Annotated in this window: 9 protein-coding genes; 3 read left to right on the plus strand and 6 right to left on the minus strand. The window is 55.7% G+C overall.

Annotation, left to right across the window (positions count from 1 at the left end):
- The first annotated feature begins 1 nt into the window (after position 1).
- From ROTMU0001_RS05325 to ROTMU0001_RS05335, 3 genes are all read left to right on the plus strand, one after another.
- Positions 2 to 832, plus strand: a complete 831-nt coding sequence (locus ROTMU0001_RS05325; protein WP_005508523.1) for a uroporphyrinogen-III synthase — start codon at positions 2 to 4, stop codon at positions 830 to 832.
- A gap of 55 nt (positions 833 to 887) precedes the next feature.
- Entirely contained in the window at positions 888 to 1,889 is a 1,002-nt protein-coding gene (gene hemB / locus ROTMU0001_RS05330; protein WP_005508525.1) for a porphobilinogen synthase, read from the plus strand.
- A 228-nt stretch (positions 1,890 to 2,117) separates the two neighbouring features.
- Complete coding sequence (locus ROTMU0001_RS05335; RefSeq protein WP_044142360.1) at positions 2,118 to 2,885, plus strand: hypothetical protein; 768 nt, start codon at positions 2,118 to 2,120, stop codon at positions 2,883 to 2,885.
- Positions 2,886 to 2,956: 71 nt separating this feature from the next.
- Here ROTMU0001_RS05335 and ROTMU0001_RS05340 read toward each other — a convergent pair whose 3' ends face one another.
- The 6 genes from ROTMU0001_RS05340 to ROTMU0001_RS05365 all read right to left on the minus strand — a co-directional run bounded on the left by ROTMU0001_RS05340 (position 2,957) and on the right by ROTMU0001_RS05365 (position 12,345).
- The gene (locus ROTMU0001_RS05340; protein WP_005508526.1) at positions 2,957 to 5,836 is read right to left on the minus strand and encodes a class I SAM-dependent DNA methyltransferase; all 2,880 of its coding nucleotides are present in this window, start codon (positions 5,834 to 5,836) and stop codon (positions 2,957 to 2,959) included.
- 191 nt (positions 5,837 to 6,027) lie between these two features.
- The gene (locus ROTMU0001_RS05345) at positions 6,028 to 7,212 is read right to left on the minus strand and encodes a hypothetical protein (RefSeq protein WP_005508529.1); all 1,185 of its coding nucleotides are present in this window, start codon (positions 7,210 to 7,212) and stop codon (positions 6,028 to 6,030) included.
- Positions 7,213 to 7,357: 145 nt separating this feature from the next.
- Positions 7,358 to 8,539: a hypothetical protein gene (locus tag ROTMU0001_RS05350; protein ID WP_005508530.1), complete on the minus strand. Its 1,182-nt coding sequence runs from the start codon at positions 8,537 to 8,539 to the stop codon at positions 7,358 to 7,360.
- 32 nt (positions 8,540 to 8,571) lie between these two features.
- A complete protein-coding gene (hemL, locus tag ROTMU0001_RS05355; RefSeq protein WP_005508532.1) occupies positions 8,572 to 9,921 on the minus strand; it encodes a glutamate-1-semialdehyde 2,1-aminomutase in 1,350 nt (449 codons plus the stop codon).
- Positions 9,922 to 10,130: 209 nt separating this feature from the next.
- The gene (locus tag ROTMU0001_RS05360) at positions 10,131 to 11,498 is read right to left on the minus strand and encodes a threonine/serine exporter family protein (RefSeq protein WP_005508534.1); all 1,368 of its coding nucleotides are present in this window, start codon (positions 11,496 to 11,498) and stop codon (positions 10,131 to 10,133) included.
- Between the two features lie 151 nt (positions 11,499 to 11,649).
- Positions 11,650 to 12,345, minus strand: a complete 696-nt coding sequence (locus tag ROTMU0001_RS05365; RefSeq protein ID WP_044142397.1) for a 3'-5' exonuclease — start codon at positions 12,343 to 12,345, stop codon at positions 11,650 to 11,652.
- Positions 12,346 to 12,455 lie beyond the last annotated feature (110 nt).

The following is a 12,455-nucleotide window of genomic DNA, read 5'->3' on the forward strand; positions in this document are numbered from 1 at the left end:
CATGTCTGCCGCTAGTCCGCAAGCTGAACCCGCGCGCACGGTTCTGCTGACCCGCTCCGCCGCCCAGGGGGCCGCCTTCGCACGCGCCCTCGCCGAGGAATGCACACAGAACGGGTTGGGGGAGCCCCGGGTACTCTTCGCCCCGCTACAGCAGGCACGCACTGTCGAACCGGGCGCAGACCACGCCGCCGCGCTGGAGGCGCTCGCCTCCGGGCACTATGCGTGGGTGAGTTTCACGAGCGCCAACACGGTTCGCGCCTGCGCCGAGTTGTGGGGTGCGGAGTTTGCCCGCGCCTGCGCGAGCGGGGGAGTGCGCATCGCCTGCGTGGGTGCGGCAACCGCCCGTGCCGTGCACACCCAGCTGGGGCTGGGCACGGATTTTCAGCCGCAGGTGCAGAGCGCCGCCGGTATGCTCGCGGAGTTTAAAAAGCCTGCAACCGAGCCCGCCGCCGTGCTGGTTCTGGAAGGCTCCAACGCCCGCCCGACCCTGCGCGAAGGCCTCAAAAACCTGGGCTGGGACAGGCGCCGCTGCGTGCTCTACGATATGGTGCCCGCCGAGCAGGTGGCACCCGGCGAGCTGAGCCTTGCTGCCGCCCGCGCGCTCGTGCAGGGGAGTACCGTAGATGTACCCGCACCGGATGCGCTGGTGGTGACCGCCCCCTCCCGCCTGCACGCCCTGCTGGACGGCGCGCTACCGCCCGAATCGGTGCCGCCGGTGGTGGCGATTGGGGCGAGTACCGCCTCCGCATGCCGCGCCCTGAACCTGCGCTACGTGCAGGCCGATTCGCCGTCACCGCAGGATTTGGCGCGCGCCGCTGTATCCCTCATGTAGGCGCATCCCTCATCTACTAAGACCACATATTTTTATCGAGTTTTCAGGAGAGATCATGAACCTCACCCGCCGCCCGCGCCGCCTGCGCACCACCGCAGCCATGCGCTCCCTCGTCGCTGAGACTACTCTGCGCCCCGCGCAGCTGATTCAGGTGTTCTTCGTTCGCGACGGCATCGACGAACCGCAGCCGATTCGTTCGATGCCCGGTCAGTACCAGCACACCCTGGAGAGCATCATCCCCGCCGTGCGTGAGGCGTACGAGGCGGGCATCCGCTGCATTGACCTGTTCGGTATTCCTCGCGATGAGGATAAGGACGAGGTCGGCTCGACCGCCTGGGATCCGCAGGGCATCCTGAACCGCGCGATTGCGGTGTGCCGCGAGGAGTTCGGCGACGACCTGGTGGTTATGGCTGATACCTGCCTGGATGAGTTCACGAGCCACGGCCACTGCGGCGTGCTGGTTGATAATGGCCACGGCACGCCCGTGGTGGATAATGATCAGACTGTGGAGCTGTACTGCAAGATGGCGGTTTCGCAGGCTCGCGCGGGTGCGCACACGGTGTCCCCGTCGGGCATGATGGACGGCCAGATCGTGGCGATGCGTGCCGCCCTGGACGAGGCTGGCTTTGAGGATGTGTCGATTCTGGCGTATTCGGCGAAGTACGCTTCGGCGTTCTTCGGCCCGTTCCGTGACGCGGTAGAGTCGACCTTCAAGGGCGACCGTAAGACCTATCAGCAGGATCCGGCGAACCGCCGCGAGTCGCTTCTGGAGGTGCGCGCTGACCTGGAGGAGGGCGCGGATATGGTCATGGTGAAGCCTGCCGGTAGCTACCTGGATATTGTGCGCGAGGTGGCGGAGTTTTCGCCGGTGCCGGTGGCGGCGTATCAGGTGTCGGGTGAGTACGCGATGATTGAGGCGGCTGCGGCGAACGGCTGGATTGACCGTAAGGCTGTGGTGTTGGAGTCGCTGCGTTCGATTCACCGTGCCGGTGCGGACGTCATTCTGACCTATTACGGTACGGAGGCGGCAGGCTGGCTTCGCGAGCTGGATGCCTAACCCCTTCCCTCTTTGAACGCTGAGAAGCCACATGCTGTGTGAACAGCATGTGGCTTCTTTTGCATGCGGTGACCAGCGCTGAAGACAAAATTAGAGAATCAGCATAGGATTTAAGAGAGGCTTCTCTATATTCAGAGAAGCAGGCTGGTAAACAGCATAAATTCTATTGCTTGGAGGGACATGCTACCAGAGAAATTTAATACTAGTAGAGGATATAAAGATTTTAATATGAATGATCTTGCTCGATTTGTACTTCGTGCTCGGATCATTCAGGATCATTCCTTAGCTCAGGATATCGGAGCACTAAAAGAACTATCTGAAGTTAAATTCAAATTTAATATTTTAAATTTTAATAAGGGTGGGGGCGCTAATATTACTGTTGATGATATTAAATTGCCACATTCGGAACAAATTGAGAGTGCTGCTGCACGTGTTCGCCCGGTATTTTTATTTTCTGATGGAATTTTCTATGCGGATGTCCTGGCGTTTTTATATGAAAAGATTGTGGATGATAATGGAAAGAAGAAAGTTTTGGAGTTGCTTCATGAGTGTCAGATGGCTGATCCCGACTATCCGGTTAGTGGTAAAGGGAAACGCGCAGGGGATGGAGGGGCAGGATTTTCTAATAAGGAGCTGGCGGGCTCTTGGTTGTATGGGTCTTTGTTGCACGATGATGAAAATCGCAGGACATTTTCTGATGCTGCGGGGATAGAGCATGCTTACCACGCGGCGGTTTGTTCCGTGCCTGCGATGATGTTGGGTGTTGTAAGAATTCTTCATTTTATAGAGCCCCTTGTCTGTGATGGAAAGCTTAATCTAGACCCTGAACTCTGGAAGATTGATGTAACGTTTAAGGGTACAACTTTATCCTTCCGCGGAAAAGTATCTGTGTATGTAGCTGAGGTAGGCACAACATTTCCTCAAAGCATTGAAACGGATATGTTAGAAGCAGAAGGGTGGAAGCCACTGCAAGAAGCTTTATTCCAGGAAAAATAGGGAATTAAATACTTAAATGGCTGTGGGGATTTGAAAATATTCAAACCCCCACAGCCATTCTCTATATACGCTTAAGATATTTCTTCGGGTTTCGCAATTTCAATATAGCGGTCGAAGAGAATCTCCAAACGCTTTACATTAGAGGAACATCTTCTCGAAGCACCGAACGCCTTGTCTACCAACGAGTCTAAATCTCGATGTGCCGCCAGCAACTCGGGGCTCATGGCCAAAGGGTTATACAAGTCTACCAACGAGATTGACCCCTCATGCTTATTAGTCAATTTCTCACGCACTGTCAAAATTTTCTTACCAGCGGCAATGATCCTAGCCCGTAAAGTTGCGTCGACAGGAGGCAGCGGGAGGTTATTCCAGACCACAGTGTTTGAGAAACGTAGGCGTGATTCTAGCGCGCCGCCAATAGCGCGTTGCCAGGTAATAAACATTGAGGAGCTGATAATTGCAAAGATGAACCCATCCGTGTCACGAACAGCGTAAATCTGGTTACCAATAATAACCTCGGCAGGAAGATATTCTGCAGTGTAGAACAGTCTATTCTCTGATACAACAGCAGGAATAGCAAGAAAATCATAATCTGGCTGTCGTAGTTCTACAAACAAGTGAGGGGATGATGCTTTTCTTTGAGTAGGAGCTTTTGAGCTATTTTCGCGGGCTGATTTTACAGCTTCTAGACGAAGCTTGAGCACGGGACTCTTGGCAATATCGGCCGGATTCATGTCTTTGAGCCATAAGCACCAACGTTTCTTGTTGTTCAATAAATCATGACCCATGTAAAAATCTCGTATATATTTAGCAGCAATAGGGTCTTCCAGGACTTTTTGGAGATTATTCTTATCAGATATAATAAGATTTTTTCCATCTGCCGGTTTTGAGCCAATTTTTGCTGGGATTAACTGTGGAGACAATGGTCCTTTTTTATTGTCTTCCACGAATACATTTTTGTGGTCCAATAGGTATGGGTTGATATTTTCAATATTGGGAATTTTGTATGTTTCTTTTTTCTTGAAATCATATTCAAAAAGATGTCGAGTAAACTCCTTTGCGCGAATAAAGCCAATAATGACACAGTGAACAGCTGCCTGGCCGGGGGCTTGGGAGTCCCAAGGGAAGGTTCGATAGGCAAACTTAATCTTCCAATTTTCTTTAAATAGCGGCTTAAAAACAGATGAAACCTGTTGACCTTGCGTGATGGAATTTGTGGCTACAAAAGCAAATTCACCTTCGTAATTATCTTTGAAGAAGAGTGCCGATTTCCAGAACCACGTCGTTACAAAGTCAAGGTAACCATGATAATTCTTATTCCCCCATACGGTCTTCATCGAATTAGTTTGCTCTTTAGACCTACTTGACTGTCCCTTGAACGGAGGGTTGCCAAAAATAAATACCTGTTTCGCATTGCTCGGAATCAACTCACACCAGTCAGCCTTCAGCGCATCCGCATGAACAATATGCGCAACTGAGGTAATAGGAAGACGAGTAGGCACCTGACCCAGGGCGCGCGCCATGTCGCGATCTGCCTGGAACTCAGACAAGAACATTGCAACTTCAGCAATTTTTGAAGGCCACCAGTTAAGCTCAATGCCGTGGAATTGGGCAATAGACAAACTAGTGCTCCAGGACGCATCTAGAGCCATATCACCATCAAACTTAGAAAGACGACGCATCTCAACGAGAATACGAGTCTCTAAAGCACGCAAGCGCATATAGGCGACCTGCAAGAAATTGCCTGAACCACATGCAGGGTCAAAGAAATGGGTCTCTGAAAGCTCCTGCAAAATTGCAGCCAGCGCAAGGCGTTTTTTCTTATTGCCGTCATTGGACGAAAGAACAGCCTCAACACGGGCAGTGAAATCATTCAAGAACAACGGCCCAATAGTCTTCAGAATATTTTCTTCAGTCGTGTAATGTTCGCCTGCAGCTCGTCGAGCCTCACGAGACTTCACCAACTGGAACATCGAACCAAAAATAGCGGTTGAAATCTGTGACCAGTCAAAGCCACAGGCAACCAACAGCTCCTCGCGAAGCTCTCGCGTGAAGTACTCCGTGGGGGTACGCTCAGCAAACAACGAACCATTGACATAAGGAAAACGCTCCATGAGAGCAGGAACATTCTTCATGCGAGAACGTTTAGCATCCGGCGTATCCAAATATTCAAACAGTGCATTAATCTGAGTACCCAAATCTGAGCCATCCTCGCGCGTATGCTTGCGCAAGAAACGAGCAAAAAGATGTCTCTCCCAGATGCCTGCGTCATCGCCAAAGAGCAAGAAAAGGACACGGGTCAGGAACATAGAAGCTTCCAGGACGCGGGTATCCTCATCCTCAGCGTTGACAGCGCCATCTTCACCTACCGGAGTATCTGCTTCATCTCCAAGCATCGCCTGGTATAGGCGCGCCATAATCTTAGAAGCAGCAATCGTAAGTTCCTGCTGCTCCTGGGTGCTAATAGCTTCTTCACCGACCAGGAACTTCAAAGAATCATAACGGTCGGGTAACTGCTCAAGATCAAATTCTTCACGCTCACCCGAGCGGCGATTCACTAGGGTAAAATGCTCAAAATCGCTCACCATAATATAGCGAGGAAGGTTCTCCTCCGGGATGCTACCGCCAGCGATATAGTCCTGAGCTTGGACAATGGCATCTTCAAGATTCTTGCCCAAAGTTTTCTGCTCAACCAATACCGTAGAAGGCCAGAACATGTCGATACGGCCTTGACGACCGGTACTCGCACGACGAGCCGGGAGCTCAAACTCGGCTACCGTACCAGGCTGAATACCGAAACAGCTCAGCAAAGAATTCCAGAAAGTCTGAGTCTCGCTGATCTCAAAGTTTGCTCGGGAAGATGCCCGATAATCATCAATTTTTTGCCGCCACTGCGCCGTGAAACGGTTTAGCTTGCCCTGAATATAAGAGCGATCATGATAGGTCTGCATAAATCCTCAATGTAGTGTGAGTCTAAATGAATCTTCCCTAATTGTGCACCGTGGGCGAAGAAAATACGAATGAAATGGTCAGCAAGTAATAATTCTGACTCTGATGTTTTCTCATAACAAGCAGAAGCCACATGTGTTTCGAAAAGCCACGTCTTATGTGGCTTCTCGAAACACATGTGGCTTTTCGCCGTTTATTCTTGTTCTTCGCTGACTGGCTTGTACCCGAGGGAGGTGCACACAATGTTGCCATTGGTGAAGTATTCCGCGAGTTTCTCCCGGTCGGCGGGGGAACGCAGGTCCGCCCAGCGTTCCTGCTCAAGGTAGAACGCGACCTGGGAGGTCAGGCAGACAACGCGCTCATCGTGTACCGCCACAATGTGCCTGCGCAGCCAGGGCATGCGCTTGGCAAGGTTCGGCGGGATTCTGGACGGCACCTTGATTTCTATCTGCCATTGCGACGGTTCGTAGAAGGTCGTCTTGATTTGTTCGGGGTTCTTCGGGAAGACGCAGAACTCCTCAATATCGGTGTATCTGTACTTCTTCGCGGGCAGGAAAAGCCGCCCGACGTAGAACGAGTCGGGGTTGAACAGCAAGTAGACCTTCAAATAATGCCAACGCAACGCTAGCGCCGCTGAGGCTGTAACCGCCAACATGATTGAGGCACCACCAATAGGCATTGGCGGGGTGTACAAAATCGTCCAGCCGACCAGGGAGTAGAGGAAGACGATGATCGCTATCACCAGCGCCACCACCACGGTCACGCAGAGCCCCAGGTAGAGTCTAGGCGTCGAACGCACCGGTTTGGCTTGGGGATGTGCATCCTGCGGAGCAAAGAACGCGTCAATACGGTTCAGCATTTCGCCCAGGACTTGGGGCATACCCGCGGTGTGGTTATCGAGGTTGAAGTAGCGGGAACTACGCCAAATGAAGCGGCTCCAGCACGCACCCAGGTAGACCATGTAGAACGGCAGGACTAGTGCCGGTAGCAGGATGCCGTCACGGGCAATGTCCTTGTACAGCAGAAAGATGGACCGCGCGATAATGCAAGCCCACACGTACATGACGGCGTGCATCCATGCCTCAAACTTAGATACACCAGAAATGCTATCGAGTTCTTTCCTGGCGCGGGTGAGGTTGGAACGCAGCTTATGTTTGGGGAGCGGGTCGCCGTCCAGGGAGCGGCGTTCGGCGTACCTCATCGCTTTGTCTACGGGGGAGCCCTTGTAGAAAACGTGCAGCCGCCTCGCTTCTTCCTTGCTCATGGTTGAGGAGTAGGCGATATCGACTGCTACGCACACCACCAGGTACAGCAGGAAGGCGATGAGCCATACGTTGCGCACCTGCTCTAGGGGCAGACCCAGGGCTGCAAGGTCCATGATTGTCCTCTCTAACGGTGTCTCTCTACGGGGTATCGGTGATGGTGTGTCTGTGATGCTCAGAAGCCACATGTGTTTCGAAAAGCAACATAAAACGTGGCTTCTCGAAACACATGTGGCTTCTCGTGGTATATAGGCTGCAGGTTTACTTGTACTGCGCCTTCTGGAAGGACGCGCGGCGTGCCGCCTCCTCCGCATGCTTACCGGCAGGCTTATACCCCATGGTCGTGCAGATTACGCGGCCGTCCACGAAGTACTTCGCCAACATTTCACGGTCCGCCGGCGAATCCAGCTGCGCCCAGCGTCCCTGCTCAATATTGAACGCAATCTGCGCCACCAAACAATCAATCTGGTGATCGTTCAGCGAATAGTCGTGCTTGCGGCCGCCGGGGAGCAGAATCTCCAGCGTCCACTGGCTCGCGTCCTTCGGGTTCAGCTTGATAGCGTCCGGGTTCTTCGGGTACACACGGAATGCGCGAACATCCGAGTAGGGGCGGGACTTCGCCGGAAGGAGCAGACGCCCAGCCTGGAACGAATCCGGGTTGTACAGCACGTAATCGCGGCTACGCATCAGCAATATGATGATCAGCAGAACGCCCGCCGCCAGCAAGAACCAGGATGCGTGACCGATATAGATCGCTTCCCAATCCTCGTCAATGCTCCAGCCCGCCAACGAAACCAGGAAGACCGAGGCGAGCAGGAACGCAATACCGCCGAGGATCCAGTAGGCGGTGCGGTCGTCACGGATCGGCTCTACACCCGGCACCGTGCCGCGCACACGGAACGGTGCGCTCAGCTTACCCAGCGTCGCCGAGTAGATGCGCGGCATGCCCAGCACACGGTCGTCCTTGCTGTATCCGCGAACTGCACGCCACTGACGGCGGCCAATACGCGCACCCAGGTACACCATGAGGAACGGCAGAATCAGCGCCGGTAGTACAACACCGTCGTACACGATATCCCAGTACAGGGTGAAGATAGAGACCGCCACAATCCAGCCCCACAGGTACATGACCACGTGGAACCAGCCGCTAAACACGCCGGCGCCCTCAATAGAATCCAGCTTCTTCTTCGCCTTCTTCGTGGCGCTACCCTTGCGAGAGGAGCTCAGCGGCGCACCCATCGCGGTGCGTTCCGCGGTGGCGCGGCGCGCCTCATCAACGGGCGAACCGGACACCTCAAGGTACAGTTCGGCTGCCTTCTCCTTCTTGATGGGCACCGGGTAGGCGATATCCACCAGCAGGCACAAGCCCAGGTACACCATGAAGGCGATCAGCCACACGTCGCGTAGCTGCTCCATAGGCAGTCCCAGAGCGCTCAGATCCATGAGCGGCTCACCTCCTTACGTCTCTCGAACCCCTAAGCGGATGCGGCAGCAGCTGCGGCAGCCGGAAGAGCCGAGATGATACGGTCCATCGCCTCATCGTCGTGTGCGGCAGAAACGAACCATGCCTCGAATGCGCTCGGCGGCAGGTACACGCCGGATTCGAGCATGGAGTGGAAGAACGCGTTGTATCGGCTGGTTGCCGACGCCTTGATGTCGGCGTAGTTGTGCACGCCCTCCTGAGAGGTGCCGAACGCGACCGAGAAGAGGTTACCGGCGCTCTGGATGGAGTGGTCCACACCGGCGGCGTTGAACGCCTCGGTCAGAGCCTGCTGCAGCTGGGCGCTACGCGAATCCAGGTGCGCGTAAACGGCGGCATCAGCCAAAGTCAGGGTTGTAATACCCGCCGCAACCGACAGCGGGTTACCGGAGAGGGTACCCGCCTGGTAGACGGGGCCGACCGGTGCCAGGTGCTCCATGACCTCACGCTTACCGGCCAGTGCCGCGATGGGCATACCGCCACCAATGACCTTGCCGAACGTGAAAATATCGGGAACCCAGCCGCCATCCTCGGGCGCCGCGTAACCCCAGTAACCAGCCGAAGACACACGGAAACCGGTCAGCACCTCATCAAAAATGACGAGCGCACCATTCGCGTGAGCAATCTCGTGCAGGCCACGGTTGAAACCGGGCTCGGGGGTCACCACACCCATGTTGCAGGGCGCCGCCTCAGTAATAATCGCGGCGATCTGACCCTCGTGGTTTGCGAACGCCTCACGCACAGCGTCCAGGTTGTTATAGGGCAGAACGATAGTCTCCGCGGCGGTTGCGGCAGTCACGCCAGCAGAACCCGGCAGCGCCAGGGTAGCCACACCCGAACCAGCCTCGGAAAGCAGCGCATCCACGTGACCGTGGTAGCAGCCCGCAAACTTAATAATCTTGTCGCGACCGGTCACACCACGCGCCAGACGAATCGCAGTCATGGTCGCCTCAGTACCGGTGGACACCATACGCACCTGATCAATAGCCCAGGGAATCGCCGCGTTAATACGGTTGACCACCAGCTCAGCCAGCTCAGCCTCCGGCGCGCTCGCCGCACCAAAAGACAGGCCGCGCTCAGCCGCCTGCTGAACCGCCTCAACCACCTGCGGATGCGCATGACCCAGAATCGACGGACCCCACGAGCAGACCAGGTCAACGTACTCGTTGCCGTCCGCATCGTACAGGTACGCGCCCTTAGCCTTCGCCGCAAACGCAGGAGTGCCGCCCACAGAATTGAAGGCGCGCACCGGGGAATTCACACCACCGGGAATCACCGCGCGAGAACGCTCAAACAGCTTCTCGCTGGCTTCGTGGTGCAGCGGGTGGGTAGAGGAAGGAGTCATCGTATCGGTGCCTTTCAACAGAGACGGCGAACTAAAGAATTACAAGGGACGACGTGCAACGGGCAACGGAGCCCGCACGCTATGAGCGTCCCGTACCTAACCATCATAGGCGCTACAGATGAACCGCAGGTGACAAGCACCTGAACGTACCGAAAGGTGACGATAAAACACAACAGACAAGTTAGGGAACAGAGGGGATGCGCAACGCGCTAACGCAGGTGCCGGTCAGTGTCCAGACGGTTGAGCACCTGAGTGTCCTGATCGAACAGCCAGTTCTTATCAAAGAGCAGACGCACAAACGCCAGGCCCATACCCAACGCCATGAAAATCAGCAGGGACTGCACGAAACCGCTCGCCGCCGAGTACATGTCACCGCTAGCAAAATGCGACATCGAACGGTAGAACGGAACACCCGGAACCATCGTCACCACCGCCGGAACCGACAGGGAAATACGCGTGTACTTACGCTGATGCAGCGGCGCCACAATCTCAGCCAAAATACCCACACCAAACACGGCAATCGTCGCTGCCATATGCGCGGGCATACCCGCCTCCACCATGTGAATACGGGCGGGGTTCGCCACCGCAGCAATCACGCCTCCCCACACACACGCCACCGGGGATGCGGCAAAAAGCATCGCGAAGCCAGCCGCCGCAACACCCGAGGAAAGCACCTGCAACACCAAATACAGGGTCGGGTCAAGGTTAAGAGGCGCAGGAGCCGCCAACGGTAGATGGAAGAGCGAACCCAAAACCCACACCGCAAACGACGCACTCAGCAACAACAAACCCACATAGGTTAGACGCGAAATACCCGCCAAAAAGTCCATGCGGGAAATATCGAGCATGCCCGTCACCATGGGGAAACCGGGCACCAAGAACAGTACCGACGAAATGAAACCAATCATGTGGTTCGGGCTAATCCAACCCGCCGCGACCAGCACATTAACAATCGCAATGTACAGGCCCGCCGCCAGGAAGCCGCACGCCATCCACGTTGCCAAATGGCTAACCCCGCGCTTGAGCAGGGTCGAACGCAAAAACTGGCCGGCACCCGCCGCGAAGAACACCACCGTGCACTCCACCAGACCGCCACGGTTCAAGAACGCGAACCCGGCACACGCCACCGCCGACGCCAGCGCCAACATCCAGCGGGTGTACAGAGGCTTCGCCGAATCAATAAGGTCAAGCTCAGCATTCGCCTCCGCCGGAGTAATCTTTTCAGGAAGCTCAGAAATGAACTTACCCAACTGATCCAGCTTATGAGCGTTAATGCCCATCGTGCGCTGCTCAGCGACCTCGGTACGGAAATTACCCTCCGTGTACGAAGAAGTCGAAATCTCGGTGAAGGTCACCTGCGCGTGATGCTCCTTCAACCCCACAGCCTTTGCCAAACGCGCCATCGACGCCTTAATACGGTAGGCGCTCGCACCCGACTTCATCAGGATGCGGCCCAGGCGGAGCACCACCTGCGACTGCGCCACCAGGTGCTCATGAGCCAGACGGGTAGACCCCAGATAAATACTGCGCGTATTAGTGTCAGGGTACGGCTCGGTAGTGCGGGGCTGATCATCCATGAGAGGCCTTCCGGGTCGTGCTATTCACGTGCTATTCGTGTAGGTGTGGTTCCTTATCTAGCATAGGGGAGAAGCCCAAGCGGGGATAGTGTCAGCCCGTCAGTAAAAGAGAGATATATTGGGTAGCCGGGGTGAGTTTAGCGGCGCAGTTTTATCGGCGCACGGGCCAGCGGCCGTCAATGACCTCAGATTCCTTACCCGGCTGCGTACGCAACCACGCCTGGAAGCTCGCCGCCTGCTCCGCCGCCCACTGAATCTGCTGCTCGTGCAGCTGGCGCGCATCCACGTTGAGAACCTCGGGGAACTGCTCGGTCAGCTTCACCAGCAGACGCTCCGCAGCCAGGGCATCATCAGCGGAGGTGTGCGCATTCTCCAGGGAGACACCGTACTCGGTAGCAAGAACCTCAAGGGTGCGCTTGCCGCGCTTACGCGGAATCACGTGCTTATGCAGAACATACGGGTCGAGCACCACCCCCGGCGGCAGCTCACCGTTGGCAATATTGTGGCGCAGCATCTCGTGGTGCAGCACCGAAAAATCGTAGGCGGCATTGAACGCAATAATCGGCACACCGTCAAGGTTCAGCGCACCAATCGCGCCGGCAAGCTCCCACACGACCTCACGGGCGGGACGGCCGTGCTCACGCGCGTACTCAGTCGTAATACCGTGCACGGCGGCGGCACCGGCGGGGATCTCAACGCCGGGGTCGGCAAGCCACTCGCCACGGCGCACCACATTACCCTGAGGGTCCAGCAGGATCAGGGAAGCAGTCACGATGCGGGCGGTGGTGACGTCCACACCGGTGGTTTCAAGGTCAAAAGTGGCGCGCAGGCCGTTCATCCAGGTCATGCTATAAGACTAACCCAGCGGCGGTGCAGGCGCGCGCCCGGTCGTTACGCGGCTGTGGATAAGCCCTCGGCGGAGCAGCATATTAAGCCCTGGGAGCGGCATATTAAGTC

This window comes from Rothia mucilaginosa ATCC 25296 (genome assembly GCF_000175615.1).
In the GTDB taxonomy this organism is placed as follows: Bacteria; Actinomycetota; Actinomycetes; order Actinomycetales; family Micrococcaceae; genus Rothia; species Rothia mucilaginosa.